The sequence below is a fragment of the Streptomyces sp. NPDC054840 genome (assembly GCF_053611065.1).
In genome coordinates, this window is sequence record NZ_JBSGZP010000063.1 from 1 (window position 1) to 17,901 (window position 17,901).

A 17,901-nucleotide genomic window follows, 5' to 3' on the forward strand; every position below is an offset into this window, starting at 1 on the left:
TACCTCGCAGGCCTCCATCTTCGCGCCTCGATGATCTGGATCAAGGACCTCACCCGGACCCACCCATTGATCACAACCGAATACGCACCCTAGCGCGCTCAGTCACAATTGTGACTGAGCGTCGCAGTTGGTTCTGACCGCGCTTCCGTGACAACTGCGCCAGAAAGACGGCCCATGTCCAGGGCGGGCAGCCAGCCTGAGCGTCTCCCAACTCGACGCCATGGCCTGCTGCGGGCCTGTCACTGCTCCTGGTAAGCTCATCGATCTCGATCCGCAGCCTTGGTTCTGCGTCCACACGGCACGGTAGAAGCCGTCCGCGCCCGAGCCAGGTGCAAGATCCACGCTCACGCGTCGAAAGGTCTTGCTGTGAAAGAGATCGGGCAGAACGAGACGGTGCCGAATACCGAAGGCGTCTATCTGCTGACCGCCGTCAGCCCGCGTAAGGACGAAGGCAACAGCCCGAGCGGGATTGTCGGCCGGTGCCTGGCACGACAACTGCTGACCTCGGGTCGGCATGTGCGGGTGATCGCCGAGCCGGACCAGTGCGGCGGCTGGCCTGACACGGTCGAAGTGGTCGAAGGTTCCGTCACCCGGCCGCTGGAGTGCGCCCGAGCCTTCGACGGTATCGAGGCCGCTTTCCTTGCCGGCGCCCTTCCGTCCACGGTCCAGGACGCCCTGACCCTGATGCGGAACGCCGCCGCGAGGAAGATCGTCCTGTTGTCGTCTCATGGACCGGAATATGAGGAGGCGAATCCGCCGGAGACCTGGTTCTGGCTGGCGATCGAGAAGGCGGTGGAACACTCGGACATCGTCTGGACGCACATCCGGCCGTCGGCTGTGATGGGCGCCGTCATCGAGGGGACCTATCCGGCGACAGGGTCAGACTGGCCTGACACCGTCCGCGCCGACGGGGTGGTCCGTGAGGCTTTCCTCAACCAGGGCCACTACCCCTTCATCCACGAGGAGGACCTCGCCGCCGTAGCGGCTGCGGCCCTGACCAGCGACGACTACGCTGGGACGGTCATCGAGGCGGTGGGCCCGCCGCTGAGCACGCGTTCACGCATACGGAGCATCGCCGCCGCTCTCAGCCGCGACATCGATACCGTTGAGCTGACGCCAGACGAGAGCCGGACGATCTGGCAGCATCTTGGCTGGCCTGGCGGTGCGATCGACGTGACGCTGTACGCCCTTGAAGAGTACGGCACCCGATTCGCCGAACTCGCTCAGTGGACAGCCGACCAGCAGCCGTCCGTGCAGGACATCACTGGCCGTCCGCTGCGCACCTACGACGACTGGGTATGCGAGAACATCGACTTATTTCGCTGACCTCGGCACGTCGCAATAGCCGTCTGCGGGGGCCTTCGGACCCTGGTCGACTCGGATGCGCTGACCGGCTCGATGGAGCAGACATGCGTGCGCGCGGTCGAGCTGGGCCTGCCATCTCTGGCGTTCACCGAGCACGCCGACTTCACCCCATGGACGCTGCAGGGTACAGACAGCGAACACATCCCCCACCCGGTGGCAACCGCTGCTCACCGGAAACGTGTTGACCCCTCCCGAATTCGATCTCGACGGCTATCTGCAGTGCCTTGAGCGGTGCCGGGAGCGCTTCCCGACCCTGCACATCAGCTCCGGCATCGAACTCAGCGAGCCGCACCGGCACGACGACCGCGCCTCGCAACTCCTCGCCCTGGGAGATTTCGACCGTGTCCTGGCCTCCGTGCACTCCGTGGCGGTCGCTGACGGATTGAGCGAAGTCTCGGGGGCCTACCGGCACCGCCCGCCCGCGGAGGTCGTGCGCGAGTATCTGGCTGAGACCGGCCAGCGGACGCCGCCCCCTACGAGCCGTACGTATTCGAGGACGACTACCGCAACGTGCTCCGGGCACACTCGCCACCGCCGGGAAAGCTCTGGAGGTGAACACCAAGGTCCCCCTGCATCCTCAGATCGTGCAATGGTGGCGCCAAGAAGGAGGCGAGGCGCTCACCTTCGGCAGTGACGCGCACGATCCGGCGGCCTCGCCAACGGTTTCACGGACGCCGCCGCGATGGCGGAAGCCGGTGGATTCCGACCTGGACGACACCCACACGACTTCTGGAGACGAGGCTGACGCGTGCCCACCTGACCGGCCGACCCCGACCCGCTGGCGGATGCCCTTGAGCCGGTTCGGCGGCTTTCGCCACCGTGCTGATCCTCGCGCCGGTCCCAGCGCACGCCGCGGTCGCGGCGCCGTGCTTCGCGAAGTCCGGGAGTGACGCCACCGAGACGCGTGGGGACAGCTCGGTCGATGACGTGAGATCCGGTGGACGGCGAGTATGGCTACGTAGATGAGATCGAGGTTCTGGCACAGATCTTGGGGAGCGGTCGCGGATATCATCGCGTTGTTCGATTGCGAGGAGACGGGTTCGCGTGAGACCGCGTACGCCTTGTCGTCCGACGATCGGAAGTGACGCTCCCTCAGGTGTCCGCTGACCGCTGCTGTGGTCGGTTGTTGACCGTGATGGTGCTGGTCATGCAGACCGATGCAGCGTTCTGGGACTCGCTGGTGTTCGACGGGATCGACGATGTGGACGTTGAGGCGGTTACGGCCGCGTTCGGCACAGTCGAGGTGATGGCGAGAGGCCGCGCGGTGGGGGCGGCTTGTCCGGAAGGTCGAATCGGCGCGGGACGACGCCGTGGCCGCGGGCATGGCGGTCTCGGCAGCGGGACGCGCGACCTTCGACTTCACGCGGGTCCAGGACCCGGCGCAGGAACGGACACTGCGGCGCGACCCGGACCTGAAGAGCGTGGAGGAGTCCTGGACTGCGCACATCGCCGCGGCGGTGAGGGCCATGGAAGAGTTCGACAAGGCCGTCAAGCAGGCACTCGAAGCCGTGGTCGTGGACGGGAACCTCCTCGACGGCACCATCAGGGGGTTCAACGCCTCGGCCAGTCCCGTCATCCCGCCTACTGTAGGTTCCCGACGGCTGTGTCATCTCGTATCGCTCTGATCTGCGGTTTCATGGCTTGATCCCGCAGTCGTGTCACATCCCCTGTCCCGGCGGGCTGTCCATTTCCCCGGTCCCAGAGGGCTGTTCAGCACGTCATGTATCGGGACCAGGCGGGCCGCTGGGCTCAGAGTGAAGAAGCGTCGGCAGTGGCCAGCTCCGCCTCGGCGGAATCGTTCCTTCGTCGTTTGGCGTTCGACCTGTAGCAGCGGCGCCCCGAACAGCCCGCGAGGCCTACTCCAGAAGAGCGGCCCGCGTCCAGGCGGGGCGGCCGCCGGCTGCGCCGCGCTGGCCTTCGCGAAGCGCGGCCACAACCCGTCGGGACCCGCGCGGTGGTTCAACGAGCCGGGCCGCCAACAGCGTGCGCATCGCCCCTTTCAACGCGCCCCAATCCACCCCCAGTGCGGACGACGCAGTGAGCGTCCGGCCATTGGTTTGGCCGAACCGGCGGGCGAGCTAGAGAGTGGCACTCAGGTCCGAAGCCTTGGGGCTTCCAACCGAATCGCGCTCCAGTCATCGGTGGCGCTCATGGCCAAGGTCTGCGACAGGCCGGCCGTCCGTGCGGAGTCGCCGATGGCGGAGGGTTCGACATACCCGTCAAGGCCGGCCTTGGGGACGAGCAGCCAGATCGGACCACCGTCCTTGAGGTGCGTGCGGGCTTTCACGATCGTCCCGGCGAGGTCGCCGTCTTCCTTGCGGAACCACAGCAGCACCACATCGGCGGTGTCCTTGTCGTCCTCGTTGAGGATCTGCAGGCCCGTCACCTGTTCGATTTCCGCCGTCAAGATGTGGTCGCAGTGTTCGCCCCACCCCGCTTCCAGGACTACCTGGCCCGGCTTGAACCCCATCCGCTTAGCCGGGGTAAGGGCGGTGATGTCAGTCATGGGACTCCTCCGCTGGGCTCCGGGAGGCGCCATTTCGCATCCCGTTGAGTAGTCAAGAAGATACAGAGCGTGCCCCTATTGAAGTCCCCGACGCGTACGGACCGTAGCCTTGGCCGGACCCACCGACCCCAGCTCCTGTCCGTGCAGGAAAGCCGGGGCCGGCGCACAGGGTCAGGGGCGTCGGTACATCGCGTACAGGGCGCCGTCCAGGACGCTGATCGCGATCTCGCCTCTCATGGCACCGACGGGGATCGGGGGCAGCTCCCTCCAGTCGGTGTTGTTGGTGCTCCGGCGTGTCATGAGCAGCAGGTCGCCGTTGCTGCCACGGCCGGCTACCCACAGCTGGTGGCCCCTTGTGATGGTGGGGGCCTCGATGTTGCCCCAGTCCCAGTTGTAGATCGAGACGAAAGCGGCGTTGGCGGGGCGCACGCCGAGGTAGTTGCGGCCGTCGTTGCCGCGCATGACCATCCACGTCGTCGCATTGTCGGCGGACGTGGTCATGGACGGTGCTTCGGTCATGTTCCAGAACCAGTTGTCTTCCCTGAACCAGTGCTTTCCGTCATTCGCATGCCGCATCAACAACCACCCGTCGTCCGCATTGCGGAAGGCGCAGCGGAGTTGGTCGCCCTGAGGGGTCAGCGCGGGAGCCTTATTGGTGTAGCCCGGCACATCATGGTTGTTGTAGTAGTCCCAGCCGCCGGCGGTGGTGTAAGGCATGACGTGTGCCCTGCCGGACAGATTGGTGTGGGCCAGCCACAGCCTGCCCTGGAAGACGGTCAGCGCAGGCTGGTGGTTACTGTAGATGCCATGGAGCTGCTGGGGCTTGGCCCAGGAGCCGTCACTGTCGCGGACACTCCACATGAGGGCGTCGTTGTCGCTGTCGCGGACGTAGCAGCAGTGCAGCTTGCCCTCGAACACGGCCAGCGCGGCCGGTGCGGTGGACTTCCATCCCAGCGACACCGGCACACTGGGCACGTCGGCACGCACGGTGACGTACTCCAGTGCCCCGACCGGAAACTTCGGCTTGTCCCCGGCGTACTTCACCCGCAGAGTGTGGTGCCCGTCGCCGTTGAACTCCCAGAACGAGTCCTTGCGGTGATACATGGTCGCCAGGGCGTGACGGTCCATGAAGATTGCCCGCTCACAGGACAAATCGTCCTTGTTGCGGAACGCCTCCTTCAAGTCCACGAAGAGCTGGATGGCCACGTCGACGATGGCCAGGACCCAGTCGGCCTTCTTGCCGAAGCTCCCGAACTCCAAGACGATGTCGACCCAGATCGGCTGGTTCAGCCACTCGTTCAGCGCGTCATGGAGCTTGTCGTACCACTCGGAGTTGCTGTGGTCGGCTTCCCAGACGCTGACCACCCCGAAGACGAACTCGCCGGCCAGGGCGTTGAAGACCACCTTGTTCGAACTGTTGAAGTCGCGCGCGTCACCCTTCTCCACCGCGCCGAACTCCTCCGACTGATACGAGCCTCCCTCGGACTTGTCCGACCGGAAACCGCTCGTCCAGTAGATCTCGTCCCGCCCGCTGGCGCCGTCGCCGACCTCTTTGCGGCAGGTGAAACTCTCGAACTGCAACTTCGCCGTGTAGGAGGGAGCATCCGGGATAGCGTCCCCCTCCGGTAGCGCGCCGCACAGAACGGTGGAGCCGAATCCGGTGTCTTCCACCGCCGCCGTGAACGCGGGGCTGTCGATGGCCCCACCGGCCGCCAACGTGTCGATGTCGACGGCCGCGCAGTTCGCCCGGCCCTTGATCGCCGCCACCATCGCCGGCACGTGCGCCTTGAAGTCCTGCACCGAGAACCCCTCGGTCAGTGGCTTGGAGGTGACCACGGTCGGCAGCAGCGGCAACTCGCCCAGGTCCGCCAACGCCTGGCGGTACTCCGCGCCGGCGGCCTCAACCTCGGCGTCACTCATGACCGAGCACAACAAATCCAGAGCTGACTTCTCCAGATCCGTCAGGGTCCGGCCCTGTGCCCGCCGCTCGGCGGCACGCAGCGCCACCGCGAACAGCACATTGCTCTGGCGGCCCTGCCGAAGGCCGCGCACCCATTTACTGTCCGCCCGCGACCCCGTCCCCCGCAGCAGGTCGCGTACTCCGCCCGCGATATCCCGGGCCTCGACCTGGTCGTCCGTCGTCGTCATCCGTGGGTACTCCTTCACTCGGGCGGTCCCGCCAGGCGGCCGCCCACAGGAAAGGAGACCGGCATCAGCTGAGTAACAAGGGAACGCGGCCATGTGACCCGGTTTCAGAGTGATTGTTTAGGAAGGTCGAAAACGTGCGCTACTGCCACCTTCCAAGTCCACCCGAATGGGCGCCGCACCCCGCACTCGGACAGGTAGCTGGAGCCGCCGTCTCAACCCACCAGGACAGTAACGAGGCCGATCACTGGGTTGTTGCTGGCCAGCTAGAAATCAATGTGGCCATGTAAGAACCAAAGCCTCACCCGCCTTGATCGGCCAACCTCTTACGGCGCGGTCCCGGCAACTGTGTACAGGTGAACCGTGGTCCCTGGAGGTATGAGCGATCACGAGCAGCGGCCGCCGGCCCCGCGCCGGTGCAAGGTCCTGGAGGCCCTCGGAGGGGCGGTTCCCGACGGCTGTGTCATCTCGTATCGCTCTGATCTGCGGTTTCATGGCTTGATCCCGCAGTCGTGTCACATCCCCTGTCCCGGCGGGCTGTCCATTTTCCCGGTCCCAGAGGGCTGTTCAGCACGTCATGTATCGGGACCAGGCGGGCCGCTGGGCTCAGGGTGAAGAAGTGGCGGCGGTGGCCAGCTCCGCCTCGGCGGAGCCGTTCCTTCGTCGTTTCGCGTCGGCTTTGCAGCCAGCCGGCGGCCACCAAACTGGGGAGCTGACCGTAGAGGGTGGCGGTCCCAATGCCGGTGAGGGCGTGGATCTGCCGCATATACGTCTCCGGGGCGGCGTCGGTGAAGAGGTGCCGCAGGAGCGGAAGCATGTGAGCGGGAACGTTGATGTGCGCCGGGAGCCCAGCCGCCGGGACGAGCCTGGTCAGGGCGCCGCACTTGCCGTTGAAGGCGAGAGCCGCCTCGGCCAGCACGGCTGTGCTGGGCATGGGTGTGATGTCGGGCCCAAGGGCGTGCTGCATCAGTTCCCGGGCCCGCGGTTCGTCGAGTCGTCGCAGGAGCGAGGCGCCGCGGCGGGTTGGCCGCTGGGGTGCGTGTCGTGCCGGCCGGTGGACCAGTTCGGCGCCGACCGCGGCTTCCAGCTGCTTGAGCTGCTTGGACAGGGAGCTGACTGTGACGCCGAGGTAGGCCGAGCTGGTCGTCAGCGAGGGGAAGGCCATGTGGATCTGAAAGCGGCGCAGGCGAACCCAGCCGTGAGGGGTCCCTTCCACGGCCGCCCGGATGTCGCGGGAAACCGACTCGTCGAGTCGGGCGATCATCTCTTCGCGGCTGTAGGGCCCGACCGGGCGCAGTGCGACCTCCAGCTCGGCCAGCCTTCGCTTGACGGGACCCTCGCTGATTCCGATGCCCTGCCCGATCTCCCTGGTGCTGCGGAGATGGACGACGTACTGCTCGCGCAGCCAGACGTCGTCGAACGTGAGCGGGCGGCGTCCCGCCGTGACGGTGACACCCAGTTCCTTGGCCCGCTCGACCACGATCCGGTAGGGGAGGCCGAAGTCGACGGCGAGCTGGCTCAGGGACTTCTTGTTCTCGTCGTACTCGCGGTCCAGGACGTCGCGCGTGAGGGCGGTGCGGGCCCGTTCGCGCAGGCGCCAGCTGCAGAACTGTGAGGCTGGATCGTTGACGTCGTCGAATGCCCGCTCCCAGGTACTGAATGCGGCGGGGCTCATGCGGTCGAGTTGTCCGGCCCGTCCGTGTTCAACCGGTGCGAGCAGCCGGTCTACCCGTGCGAAGACGGTGCTGGGGTCCTGATGTCCGTGGATGGGGATGGCATCGAGTTGCTGCTGGACTTCGAGCAGGGAGTGATACGTGAAGAGGGTGAGAGGTGGAGCGAACGTCAGGTCGGCTCTGCAGACTCTGCTCTTCCGGGCAGGCCTGTTGAGGCATCGCGCGGCGCGGTGCAGGTGGACCTGGCCCGGGACTTGTTGGCGTGGCGGGGTTCCGCAGCCGGGGCAGACGATGTGCAGAAGGACCTGGTGGCGGCTGCAGGCGAGGGTCCAGGGCAGCCACCAGCGCAGTTTCCAGCGCCCCTGGGTCTCGGTGAGGCACTCGGGGCAGAACCTGCAGCGCGGTGCGCGTTGGCCGAAGAGATCGCCCGGGACGACGGCCTGGTCGAGGCGCCCGGAAGGTAGCGCGAGCCGGTGCTCGACCTGCCGCAGGTTGTGTTCGGTGAGACCGGTGACGAGCCTGTGGGTGCGGTCGATGCGCGGCAGGTCGAACGCGGAGATCAGCGCGGGCAGCGACATCGAGCAGCGCCGGGCGAGTGTCTCGAGCCAGCTGTCCATGCTCTCGTCTTCAAGCGGTGCCAGCCGGATCGACAGCGTCCGCGGTGCGCTCAGTTCGCCCATGCCGCAGCCCCTTGCGGTCGGCTGACGAGACGGCCCGAGGTGAGGGCTTGCTGGAGCTCTGCGCGGGCTCGCTCGGCCGCGGCGTCGTTCTTGACCTTGTCCAGCAGCGTCGTGTCCAGGCGTTCGACGCCGGTGCGTACGGCTCGCTGGCAGCCGCGGTTGATCAGCGTCATCAGGGAGCCGATGTGCCCGCTGCTGCGGGCGAACAGGTAGTCGGACAGGTCGTCGGCGAGCATTCCGGAGTACTTGTCCGCCAGGACGAGGCGCTCTTCGACGGCGAGCAGGGTGTTGCGCCAGTCGAAGCGTCCCTGCGCGGAGGTGATGGTGAACGGGGCCATGTCGAGGCGGGTGGTGCGGCGGCCCGTCTGGGCGAGGATCGCGGCTCGGTAGTCGCTGCCCTCGCTGAAGACCCCTCGTTCTTCGAGCCCCACGCCGATCAGCAGCAGCGTGACGGGGAACTCGTTGGCGATGTACTTGAAGTGGTTGCTGACCTCGATGCCGGCCTGGTGCCTCCAGCGGAGAAAGTGCAGGTCATCGACGATCAGGAGTCGTGTCTCGGCGGTCAGGATGCTGTCCAGGGCGCGGTAGCCGAAGTCCGCGGCGGTGCCGCGGAAGCGGCCGGGGTGCTCGTAGTACTCCAGGATCGCCCGGTTGAAGTCGCGCATCCCGGTGTTTGCGGTGAGCCCGACGCGGCAGACCGGCCAGCGTTCCTGCCCGGCGTCGGTGAGCTCTCCTTCCTCCCGGATGACCCGGCGGTGGAGTTTCCGGGCGAAGGACAGCACGGCCGTCGTCTTGCCCAGGCCGGGAAAGGCGTCCAGCGCGATACCGCCCTTGACCTTGTCGCAGTCCTGGTCGTTGCTGTCGAAGATGTCCCACAGGTCCTCGTGCAGGGCCTTCATCTGCGGGGTCCACAACGGGCCGAGGTTGGCGTGCCATCCGCGCCGGCTGCGGTTGTACTCGGTCAGGGCCGCCTCGCTCAACGACTTGATCTGGCTGCGGGCAAGCTGCTCGGGGCGAGGCCGTGCCGGGCCTTCGGCGAAGCGCTGGAACCCTTCCTTGCGGGATAGGGTCAGCCGGTCCAACCGGGAACTCAGATCGCCCTGGCCGACGCCGGTGCGGGACGGGGCGAGGTCAGGCATCGTCATCGACGTCCTTCAGGGCCGTGGCGTAGAAGTCGAGTTCCTCGTCCAGCTCTTCGAGGCTGTCCGCGTCGTCGTCGCCCGTCTCTGCCTCCGGCGCGACGGCGCTCTCCCGCACCGGGGGCGGGGGCTGCTCGGGCAGGGACAGCACGTGAGCGACCGACGGCAGCCGGCCGGTGCCGGCCGCCGTGGGGTCGGGCAGTTCGTCCTTGAGCTGTTCTCGCGCCAGCCGCAGTGCCATCCTCCGCTCGACCAGGGACGTGCCCAGGCCGAGGTTCCAGCGCTCCAGCAGGAGCGCGAGGGCGAGCCGGTCGTTGGGGTACGTGTACTCCTTCGCGGCCAGGCGCCGGGCGAACCGCAGCGCTTCCTCGCTCAGCGGCATCTGGAGACCCGGGGTGTGCTCCCACTCCAGGGTGTGCCAGAGGCGCTCGTCATCGCGGTAGTGGATCCGGGTGATGTCGTCGGGATCTGCGAAGAAGGGCAGCCGCCGCTTGTCCAGCGCGATGTCCGAGCCGGCCATGTCCCGGAGTCCGTCGAGGCAGCCGCCGTTGTAGCGACGCCCGTTGATCTCGACGCCGTAGTGCTGGACGGTGCGCATGCTGACGTCGAGGAACTCGTAGGCGAGGTCCGGATCGCGGGGCACCTCGATGAAGCCGGCCCGCGCGAGCCCGTGCTCGAACATCGCCGCGGGTGAGAGTTCCACCGTCGGCAGGTGCGGGTCGACCAGCCCGCTGTGCGGGCGGCGGTGGTAGACCACCGCGACCCACTCACGGATGATCGCCTCCAGCTCGTGGAGGAAGAAGAACGCGTCCTTCTCCGGATTCAGCCCCCGAGAGTGCAGGTCAGGGCCCTTGTAGCCGGGCAGCACCTGCAACAGGTCCTCCCGCAGGGTCCGGAAGAACCGTTCGATCGGCCCCTTGTCCCGGCCCGTTCGAAGCCTCGCCGGTTGCACCGAGATCCCCATGCGCTGGCAGACGCTGGTCAGATGCGCCGACAGGTAGATCTTGCCGTGGTCCACGACCAACGTCTCCGGCACCAGCGACGGGCCCGAGGCGCCTGTGATCGGCCCGTGAACGGCCTCGGTATCCACCAGCACCTCCCGCGGAATGCCGTGGTCGGGCCAGACCGCCTCCCGCGGCCAGCTCTCCGGAACGGGGCGGGGCCGGTAGGACTGGTAGAGGACGGCCGCCGCGTCAACGGCCTTCGTCGAGACCGGGGTGACGCGGATGCCGATGATGCAGCGGGTGTACCAGTCCATCGCGACGGTCAGTTCCGCCTGCAGCCACCGCAGCGTCACCGGGTCCAGGGCGAACACGTCCAGCCGGGTGGTGTCCATCAGCACGTACTCACCCGGCCTCGTCGGCCGCAGCTTCCCGTAGACCCCCTTCGGGCGGTCGGCGATGTCCCGGTTCCGCTGCGTACTCAGCCGGAACGTCGGATGGCGCCGCTCGAGCTCCTGCATCCACCGGTAGCTCGCCGTGTGCTTCGGCAGCGGCACTTCCTGCGGCCCGAACTGGGCCTCAAGGCGGGCCTGCACCCGCTCAAGAACCACCTTCACCGACGGCCGGGACTCCCCCTGGTACTCGTTCAGGATGCCGACGGCCGCCTCGACCCATCGGGGATCGGCATGACCCAGTCCGCCGTCCGGCCGTGCAGCCTTTGGCACCAGGCCTGCCTCGCCGTACTCACGGAAAGCCCGTGCCCACCGCTGAACCGTCCGGTCGGTGACTCCCAGCTCCGACGCCTTGGCCGCATAGCGCTCCCGCAACGGCAGCCCAGGCAGGTACTGGGCGCGCGGTTCGTCGGGCCGCGGCAGTTCCTCACTGCCCGAGCGGTAGCCGCTGAGCATCTCCCGGACGTGCTCGGCCCGCTCCAGAAGGCTCTTCCTCTCCTCCTTGGTCAGCCGATCGAGGACCACGGCCGCCACATCCTCCTCATCAGCGGCTGACGGCCCCGCGCTGCTGGGGATCACCTGAGCCCGTCCCGGACTCAGCAGTTCGCGTACCGACATCCGCACCAGTCGGTCGCGCCCGTCCTTGAGGACGACCTCCATCCCGGTGGCGAAGCTCGCGAACTCCACGACCCGGACCGTCTCGCCGTCGAGCCGGAAGCGCGTTCCGATGCCCAGCTTCACGCCGGCCCCGCTCATGCCGCCCTCCGCAGGACGTGCCCCGCGCTGAGCGGGCGGTCCAGCGCCGTCGTCACATGCCCGGACCACAGCAGATGCAGCACCGCTGCCTTCACCAGCGGCCGGGGATAGGCCGGGACCAGCTGGAATGCCTCGCCCAGCGACATCCCGTCCAGTTCCACCACCCGCAGGGAGTTGACCAGTTCGGCGTCGAAGAGCCAGTCCCGGCGGTAGCCGGCCAGGAACCGGATGTTCTCCAACAGGTACGGGTCGGGCTCGCTCCACACCTCGTAGCGCCACCCGCGCGAGCTGACCGCGTCCCGGGTCCACTCGAAAGTGGAAGCGACCTCGGGCCTCTCCAGCCGGTGCCGCGGCTTGACGTCCACGACCACCGGGCCGTCATTGGCCAGCACCAGGTAGTCCGGGACGTGCTTACGCACCCTGCCCTGCAGGTCCCTCTTCAGAAGGAACGGCTGGGCGACGATGTGTCGCACCTCAGGGGCGAAGTCGGCGAACAGCAGCCGTCCCAGCTCCAGCCGCGACTCGTAGATCACGTGGTCGCGCAGGGTCGACGACCAGTACGTACCCGAGTAGTGCTTCTGCCCGTGGTGCCACCGGAAGGTCCGCCACGGCCGGGCGGTCCGCAGCAGCCCGAGCGGGACGGACGACCACTCCAGGTCCTCGGCGACGGCCTCGTCACCGCACCGGATGCTCACCCGTACCACCGTCGCCGGCTCCGCTGTCCCCATCGGACCCCCACCCGCGTCGTGCCAGACGACCCGGTTGGCCGTCGACCGCTGGGTCCTGCCCCGGTCCGTACGCACCGATGGCAGCCGGAGGGGTCTCGTACACGAAGGGGCGAAGTGCCAGCGCGGAAGGCATGGATCCCGCAGCCGTGTCGAAAATGACATCGGGATGACATCGCCGCGCGGAAGATGACACGCGGTTCGGGACCCTACAGGTTCAACGCCTCGGCCAGTCCCGTCATCCCGCCTACGGGGTCGGCGCGGAGTGAGCAGAAGTTTACCGACGCCGAGAAGTGGATCTTCGAGGAGATGAAGCGGAACGCGAAGTCGGACACAGTCGGGCATATACGGTCCCTGTTGGACGAACCCGAGTGGTACGAATTCGGGCGCAACTACGGTTCCGATATCAACACGGCGCTGACGATGTGGGGCGTGAAGGTGGCTCCGGGGCAGGACTGGGACCACAAGCCGCAGCTCCAGGAGCGGTACGACCTCCAAACGCTTGACGACTACTACTTCAAGCAGCCTGGAACGAACCGCGAAGTCTTCTACGACATCTATTCCAACGTCCACTACGGATACGTCGGCCGAGCAGCCGGCTTCGACGCGGAGACCTTGATCAAGGGCGCCTCACTTGGAGAAACGCTGCTCACCGGGGACGACGACCAAGGCGATCAGATCACGATGCGCGTCGGCATCGACCTGTACGACAAGTACGGCGACAACCTGACCGAGGAACAGCTCCGACAAGGAATCAACGACGCGATGGACCAAATGGAGCAGGCACAGCGCAATGGCGAGAACGTCCCGCAGGTCAGGACCCGGAAGTGACGCGGGGGCAGTGGGGCTGTGCGATCGCGCCCGTGGCCGGTCTGGCCACCGGCGTGCTCGGGTCGGTGCTGCTGGCAGCCGCCTGGCGGTCGTGCGATGTAGGGGTGAACGGCGCGGCCAACGGGCTCGCGCTGACCTTCTACGGAGCCCTGCTCGCGATCACGGCAGCGGTGTGGTGGGGGGTGCTCATCGGGTATGTAGGACGCTGGAACCTCACGGTCGCTCTCCTGGGCGGCACGGTCGGCGCCGCGGTCATGGTATGGATCTTCGTGGCTCTCCTCCAGGTCCCAAACGGCTACCGTTGCTGACGACGTCGCCCCGACGCGGTGATGTGCCGAGCGCGGCCGCAGCTACGGCTTCTTCGGGCTCGGATGCATCAAGGTGGCCCATGGTCCCAACTCGGCCAATTGCTGCAGATCGCTGCTTCGAGGCCATCGGCGGCCGCCCGCACGCCGACCGAACAGCCGCCCGCGACGATGCGTGGCAGGAGCTGGCTTTCGCCTGAACGGCTGGGCCCAGGGATCGGCGTCAGCCCAACTCCGCGTCAAGGCTGCTGCACACCGGCCGCCGTTTCCAATGGAAACGGGGGCCGCACTGATCAGATCCTTCGGACAGGAATCCCTTTGGCCTGATCGTCCGGGGTGCCGGTCGCGACGAGCTGCTGGACTTCATGCCGCCACAGCTCGTGCGCGGCCTTCTTCATCCCGAGCGCGTGGTTGAACGCCCACCGGGCCGCTCCCGCATGCCTCTGCAACACCTCCACTTGGGCGGAAGTGGGATCCAGCGCGAACCGGTAAGCCCGGAGAACCTCCACCTGCACGCTGAACCTCCCCCCCAACTACCCACGGATGACGAGCCGTAGCCGACTGTAAGGCACCCCACTGACAATGCGGCTCGAACCGGATCACGCGGAGGACCGCAGCGCAGCCGCCTGCGGAAGCATGACCGCCACCCCGGACCGCTGGGCGCGCTCGGCTCGGGCCCGGTTCAGGGCCGCGGTCTCCGTGGCGGCAAACTCGCGGCGCCGCTGCTGGACCGTGGCGTCGATCGGCGCCGGCTGGTCGTCGGCGTGCTCCGGGTCGGGGAACGCCCACTGGCTGAGCTCGCGCAGCACGCGGGCCTGCCGCGCGGCTGCCTCCGCGATGTCCCGCGGCACGCCTCGAGTGCGCGGGACGGCCTGGTGCGCGGCGAGCGCCCGGTGAAAGCCAGCGGCGGCCATGTCCCGGGTTCGCTCCGGAGTCGCGGGCACGGCGGCCGCTGAGGATGCCGGGGTGGCCGGACGGGACTCCGGCGTCGGGGATCAATCGAACCGGGGTTATCGGTGAGATTGATCATGGTCCGGCCACACGAGTCGAGCGGAGCGTGCTGCCGTCGGCGCACAGCCCGATCACCGGCATCGGCCCGGCACCGATGAGGGTGTGCGAGGACGAGCTCTCATAGACGGGCCGGTAGCAGCCGGGGCACGGCAGGCAGTCGTCGACTCCGTCCGCCGGCGGCCCGTCCGGACCGAGCTGCGGCACGATCCGCAGGAGGTTCTCCCCGGCCTCGGCCCACAGCCCCATCGGCCGCTCCGCGGACCGCTCGAAGACCACGTCACCCTCAGAGGGTGTATTCGTTGCGCAGGCGCAGCTGCCACGACGCCGGGGCCCCGTTGATCTCGGCAGGGGAGGAGGTGATGAGGATGCTGGCTGCGTAGGTCACAGGCAGAAACGGTTGTCGCCGGATTCCGGGAACGACTGCGGGCTGCTGCCTGAAGAATGTTGGCGAGAGGTGGGAACAGGGGGTCTGCTCGTATCGCGCGATGGCAGCCCTGAAGCGGCGGCTTGGTCAGGCACCTGACAGGCGATCCCGGCAGCCAAAGTCACCTATCCGTAGGTTATTTTGACTGGCCTTCTATCTCAAACCGACCGATCCAGAACGAACGAAGGGGGAACGTCATGAGCATCACCAGGACCGCACGTAGGACGCGGGCCAAGATCGCCGTGTCCATCGCAGCCCTGGCCGCGGGCTCACTCATACTCACCGCCTGCAGCGGAAGCAGCGACAGCGGCAGCGCCAGCAAGCTCGACGGTACCTACTACGTCAAGGACGTCAACGGCACGTCCCAACTCGGCCAGCTGGTCGTCAAGGGCAACAGTGTCTCGCATCATGAGTACGACTGTGATGGTGTCTACGAGAAGCCGGGTGTGACCAGCACCGGCGAGTTCAACAAGGATCAGTCCCAGATCATCTGGACGGTCGCAGGAGAGGACAGCCGCAACAAGCGGACCGGCAGCGAGTCCATCTCAACCAGCGAAACCTCGATCAGCATCAGCGGTAGCGCGTACGTGCGTGACAACTCCGATGCTGGCAAGGCTCTGCTGGACGGCTACAAGACCAAGTGCGGGAAGTAGCGTCGACGTCCCGCTCGGCCGGCCAAGCAGCGCAGAACCCCGTGGGCATCGCGTCCACGGGGTTCTGTCCTTCCTCGGCTGGTCAAGCCTCTGACGTCTACTCATGAAGCTGCAGCGCCCGGTATTCCTCGATCGTCTCCGGCGGCCGGCCGTACTTCGGAGCATGCCGCTCGACGAAATCGAGTTCGGCCCACGCTGCTGGCCTCCGAATCCTCGACTGGGCCACCACGACGAACACCACGGCGCTGACGCCGATGTTGGACAGACACCACCCAGGCAGCAGCGCCATCAGCACCACAGGCAGATCATCCTCGATCACCATGGTGACCAAAACGCCCAAGCCTGCACCGTTGACCAGAATGCTCGACACGTACCCTCGAACGTGCCGGCCAGACGCGCCAGGGTCCGCGGCTCGTCGCGATGCCGCACGGCGCGCACCATCTCGCCGATGGCTGCGTAGGGCACAGGCAGAAACGGTTGTCGCCGGATTCCGGGAACGACTGCGTGCTGCTGCCTGAAGAATGTTGGCGAGAGGTAGGAACAGGGGTCTGCTCGTATCGCGTGATGGCAGCCCTGAAGCGGCGGCTTGGTCAGGCATTCGCGGGGTGGCGGGCAGGCCATGTGGGCCGGAGGGTGGCCGGTAGGGCGGGGACCCGGGCGCAGGCCACGCATTTGAGCGTGTTCAAATGTGTGCTGAGCCCGTGGACGCGGGCCTGGCTGCGGGGGTGGAGTTGCCGTGGGATGCATGGGATGGCGGCGTGCCGGGCTGATGGTGGCTGTCGGCGCGGTGACGGTTGCTTGTAATGCTGCGGCGTACCACGCCGTGGCGCTTTCGGCCGACCAGCTGGCCAGCCAGTGGCGCAGCCGGGAGGGGACGGTCTTGACCTTCCACGCGAACGGCAGTTTCACCAGTGACGGGGTTCCCCGGTTGTCGGCGGCAGAGCGCTGCGGCAACCGGTCGGACATGTCCTCCGGCAGCTGGCACTTTGGTTCGGGTGTGGACGAGCCGGTGGATCGCGGCGCCTACCTGCAGCTCACGTTCTCCGGTACCGACTGCAGGGTTCCCATCTTCCTCTTTGGCGAGGCGGATGACCCCGTGATGTGTCCGACCGTCGGCGATCCCGACGCCGGCTGCGAGTACGACGAATACCTCCGCCGCGTCGCACTTGCCGCCTCGCCCTGACCCGGGTCCAGGCCGGCCCCTCGCCGACGCACGTCGTGTTGAGCACAACCACGGTCCTGAGGGCGTTCTCAGATAACGAAGACCAGCGCCGTTTGCAAGAGCGTCCCCCGCTCCACGGTCTACGGACACCTCGACCGCGACAAGACCGTGCCCCGCCAGCCGAAGACCGCCTGGCAAAGCCCTGAAAGCTACCGGCGGGTTACTTGTCACTTGGTTCGCCATTCGTTAACGACACCCCCAGTACGGGAGTAGGGAGCGCATCGGCCCCGGCCCGGTAGTCCCTCTGCGTCCCCGGAAGCACCCGACTCATCCCCATCCCGATCCCCGAGACCGACACCGACAACAGCCCCGTCCCGTCGCCCGATCGGGCGGTCTGCCCGGTCGGCCGTGCTGCGCCAGACGGCCCACGTTCGGGTGCGGACCCGGCTCCCCTCGCCGACGCTGAATCCGCCCCTCCGGTGCGAGCCCCGTGCCCGCAGCCAGTGGCGGCACGGGGCCCACACCACGCGGGTCCCGCCAGCACGAGAAGGGATCCCCCATGTTCAAGCCGGTGCTTCTCACCGGATCGGCGACGGTCCTCCTGGTCACCGCGTTCGCACCACCGGCCGGAGCCGCCGCTCCCGTGCCCCCCGGCAAGATCACGGTGGACGTCGCCACCGTGAACGGTTCGGGCTGCCGCCCCGGCAGCGCCGCCATCGCCGTCGCACCGGACAACACGGCCTTCACCGTCACCTACAGCGAGTACCTCGCCAAGGCCGGCGGCGACGCGAGCGCCGTCGACGGTCGCAAGAACTGCCAGCTCTCCCTCGTCGTCAACGTCCCGCAGGGGTACACGTACGCGGTCAGCCAGGTCGACTATCGGGGGTTCGGCAGCCTGCAGCAGGGTGCCGTCGGCACCCAGAAGGCCAGCTACTACTTCCAGGGCATGAGCCAGACCGCCTACCGGACCCACAAGTTCCAGGGGGAGCTCGACGACAACTGGCAGGTGACCGACACGGCTGAGATCGAAGCCCTGGTCTTCGCTCCCTGCGGCGAGAAGCGGAACTTCAACATCAACACCGAGCTGCGCACGGAGGTCGGGGCGTCCGACCCCGCGAAGACGAGCTACATGG

General features: G+C 67.3%; 18 protein-coding genes. 7 read left to right on the forward strand and 11 right to left on the reverse strand.

Annotated features, from left to right (window positions below):
- The first annotated feature begins 366 nt into the window (after nt 1-366).
- Nucleotides 367-1,326: an SDR family oxidoreductase gene (locus ACWGIU_RS07320; RefSeq protein ID WP_453703270.1), complete on the forward strand. Its 960-nt coding sequence runs from the start codon at nt 367-369 to the stop codon at nt 1,324-1,326.
- 1,349 nt (nt 1,327-2,675) lie between these two features.
- A complete protein-coding gene (locus ACWGIU_RS07325; RefSeq protein ID WP_453703272.1) occupies nt 2,676-2,990 on the forward strand; it encodes a hypothetical protein in 315 nt (104 codons plus the stop codon).
- A 467-nt stretch (nt 2,991-3,457) separates the two neighbouring features.
- On the opposite strand, the gene ACWGIU_RS07330 is transcribed toward ACWGIU_RS07325, so the two are convergent.
- The 7 genes from ACWGIU_RS07330 to ACWGIU_RS07360 all read right to left on the reverse strand — a co-directional run bounded on the left by ACWGIU_RS07330 (nt 3,458) and on the right by ACWGIU_RS07360 (nt 12,717).
- The gene (locus ACWGIU_RS07330; protein WP_453703274.1) at nt 3,458-3,871 is read right to left on the reverse strand and encodes a DUF3052 domain-containing protein; all 414 of its coding nucleotides are present in this window, start codon (nt 3,869-3,871) and stop codon (nt 3,458-3,460) included.
- 171 nt (nt 3,872-4,042) lie between these two features.
- On the reverse strand, nt 4,043-6,019 hold the full coding sequence (locus ACWGIU_RS07335) for a hypothetical protein (protein WP_453703276.1): 1,977 nt from the start codon (nt 6,017-6,019) through the stop codon (nt 4,043-4,045).
- Between the two features lie 460 nt (nt 6,020-6,479).
- Complete coding sequence (locus tag ACWGIU_RS07340) at nt 6,480-8,369, reverse strand: TniQ family protein (RefSeq protein WP_453703278.1); 1,890 nt, start codon at nt 8,367-8,369, stop codon at nt 6,480-6,482.
- Nucleotides 8,357-9,514 carry an AAA family ATPase gene (locus ACWGIU_RS07345; RefSeq protein WP_453703280.1) on the reverse strand — a complete coding sequence of 386 codons (1,158 nt, stop codon included), beginning with the start codon at nt 9,512-9,514 and terminating at the stop codon, nt 8,357-8,359. The genes ACWGIU_RS07340 and ACWGIU_RS07345 overlap by 13 nt, the downstream gene beginning before the upstream one ends.
- Nucleotides 9,501-11,657, reverse strand: coding sequence for a helix-turn-helix domain-containing protein (locus ACWGIU_RS07350; RefSeq protein WP_453703282.1), 2,157 nt, complete (start codon nt 11,655-11,657; stop codon nt 9,501-9,503). The genes ACWGIU_RS07345 and ACWGIU_RS07350 overlap by 14 nt, the downstream gene beginning before the upstream one ends.
- Complete coding sequence (locus ACWGIU_RS07355; RefSeq protein WP_453703284.1) at nt 11,654-12,352, reverse strand: TnsA-like heteromeric transposase endonuclease subunit; 699 nt, start codon at nt 12,350-12,352, stop codon at nt 11,654-11,656. Before ACWGIU_RS07355 ends, ACWGIU_RS07350 begins: the two co-directional genes overlap by 4 nt.
- Nucleotides 12,353-12,591: 239 nt before the next feature.
- Complete coding sequence (locus ACWGIU_RS07360; RefSeq protein WP_453703286.1) at nt 12,592-12,717, reverse strand: hypothetical protein; 126 nt, start codon at nt 12,715-12,717, stop codon at nt 12,592-12,594.
- A gap of 22 nt (nt 12,718-12,739) precedes the next feature.
- On the opposite strand from ACWGIU_RS07360, the gene ACWGIU_RS07365 reads away from it, so the two are divergent.
- Both ACWGIU_RS07365 and ACWGIU_RS07370 read left to right on the forward strand, forming a co-directional pair.
- Nucleotides 12,740-13,213, forward strand: a complete 474-nt coding sequence (locus ACWGIU_RS07365; RefSeq protein WP_453703288.1) for a polymorphic toxin type 44 domain-containing protein — start codon at nt 12,740-12,742, stop codon at nt 13,211-13,213.
- Nucleotides 13,210-13,521 (forward strand): hypothetical protein, encoded by a 312-nt coding sequence (locus ACWGIU_RS07370; RefSeq protein WP_453703290.1) that lies wholly within the window; start codon nt 13,210-13,212, stop codon nt 13,519-13,521. Before ACWGIU_RS07365 ends, ACWGIU_RS07370 begins: the two co-directional genes overlap by 4 nt.
- 290 nt (nt 13,522-13,811) lie before the next feature.
- Here the strand turns inward: ACWGIU_RS07370 and ACWGIU_RS07375 are convergent, their stop codons facing one another.
- The 3 genes from ACWGIU_RS07375 to ACWGIU_RS07385 form a co-directional block, all read right to left on the reverse strand.
- Nucleotides 13,812-14,033, reverse strand: coding sequence for a helix-turn-helix domain-containing protein (locus ACWGIU_RS07375; RefSeq protein WP_453703292.1), 222 nt, complete (start codon nt 14,031-14,033; stop codon nt 13,812-13,814).
- 84 nt (nt 14,034-14,117) lie between these two features.
- A complete protein-coding gene (locus ACWGIU_RS07380) occupies nt 14,118-14,432 on the reverse strand; it encodes a hypothetical protein (protein ID WP_453703294.1) in 315 nt (104 codons plus the stop codon).
- A 112-nt stretch (nt 14,433-14,544) separates the two neighbouring features.
- On the reverse strand, nt 14,545-14,805 hold the full coding sequence (locus tag ACWGIU_RS07385; RefSeq protein WP_453703296.1) for a hypothetical protein: 261 nt from the start codon (nt 14,803-14,805) through the stop codon (nt 14,545-14,547).
- Nucleotides 14,806-15,150: 345 nt separating this feature from the next.
- Between ACWGIU_RS07385 and ACWGIU_RS07390 the strand changes: the two genes are divergently transcribed.
- Nucleotides 15,151-15,606, forward strand: coding sequence for a hypothetical protein (locus ACWGIU_RS07390; RefSeq protein WP_453703298.1), 456 nt, complete (start codon nt 15,151-15,153; stop codon nt 15,604-15,606).
- Nucleotides 15,607-15,703: 97 nt separating this feature from the next.
- Here the strand turns inward: ACWGIU_RS07390 and ACWGIU_RS07395 are convergent, their stop codons facing one another.
- A complete protein-coding gene (locus ACWGIU_RS07395; RefSeq protein WP_453703300.1) occupies nt 15,704-15,976 on the reverse strand; it encodes a hypothetical protein in 273 nt (90 codons plus the stop codon).
- Nucleotides 15,977-16,351: 375 nt separating this feature from the next.
- On the opposite strand from ACWGIU_RS07395, the gene ACWGIU_RS07400 reads away from it, so the two are divergent.
- Together ACWGIU_RS07400 and ACWGIU_RS07405 are read left to right on the forward strand one after the other, a co-directional pair.
- The gene (locus tag ACWGIU_RS07400; protein WP_453703302.1) at nt 16,352-16,789 is read left to right on the forward strand and encodes a hypothetical protein; all 438 of its coding nucleotides are present in this window, start codon (nt 16,352-16,354) and stop codon (nt 16,787-16,789) included.
- Between the two features lie 538 nt (nt 16,790-17,327).
- Nucleotides 17,328-17,901 (forward strand): DUF4360 domain-containing protein (locus ACWGIU_RS07405; RefSeq protein WP_453703303.1); only part of this gene is annotated, 574 nt, incomplete at its 3' end.

What these genes read in the sequence shown, in the direction of transcription:
- ACWGIU_RS07330 (WP_453703274.1), bottom strand. Translation starts at nt 3,871, where the DNA reads ATGACTGACATCACCGCCCTTACCCCGGCTAAGCGGATGGGGTTCAAG.
- ACWGIU_RS07335 (WP_453703276.1), bottom strand. Translation starts at nt 6,019, where the DNA reads ATGACGACGACGGACGACCAGGTCGAGGCCCGGGATATCGCGGGCGGA.
- ACWGIU_RS07340 (WP_453703278.1), bottom strand. Translation starts at nt 8,369, where the DNA reads ATGGGCGAACTGAGCGCACCGCGGACGCTGTCGATCCGGCTGGCACCG.
- ACWGIU_RS07345 (WP_453703280.1), bottom strand. Translation starts at nt 9,514, where the DNA reads ATGACGATGCCTGACCTCGCCCCGTCCCGCACCGGCGTCGGCCAGGGC.
- ACWGIU_RS07350 (WP_453703282.1), bottom strand. Translation starts at nt 11,657, where the DNA reads ATGAGCGGGGCCGGCGTGAAGCTGGGCATCGGAACGCGCTTCCGGCTC.
- ACWGIU_RS07380 (WP_453703294.1), bottom strand. Translation starts at nt 14,432, where the DNA reads ATGGCCGCCGCTGGCTTTCACCGGGCGCTCGCCGCGCACCAGGCCGTC.
- ACWGIU_RS07390 (WP_453703298.1), top strand. Translation starts at nt 15,151, where the DNA reads ATGAGCATCACCAGGACCGCACGTAGGACGCGGGCCAAGATCGCCGTG.
- ACWGIU_RS07400 (WP_453703302.1), top strand. Translation starts at nt 16,352, where the DNA reads ATGGGATGGCGGCGTGCCGGGCTGATGGTGGCTGTCGGCGCGGTGACG.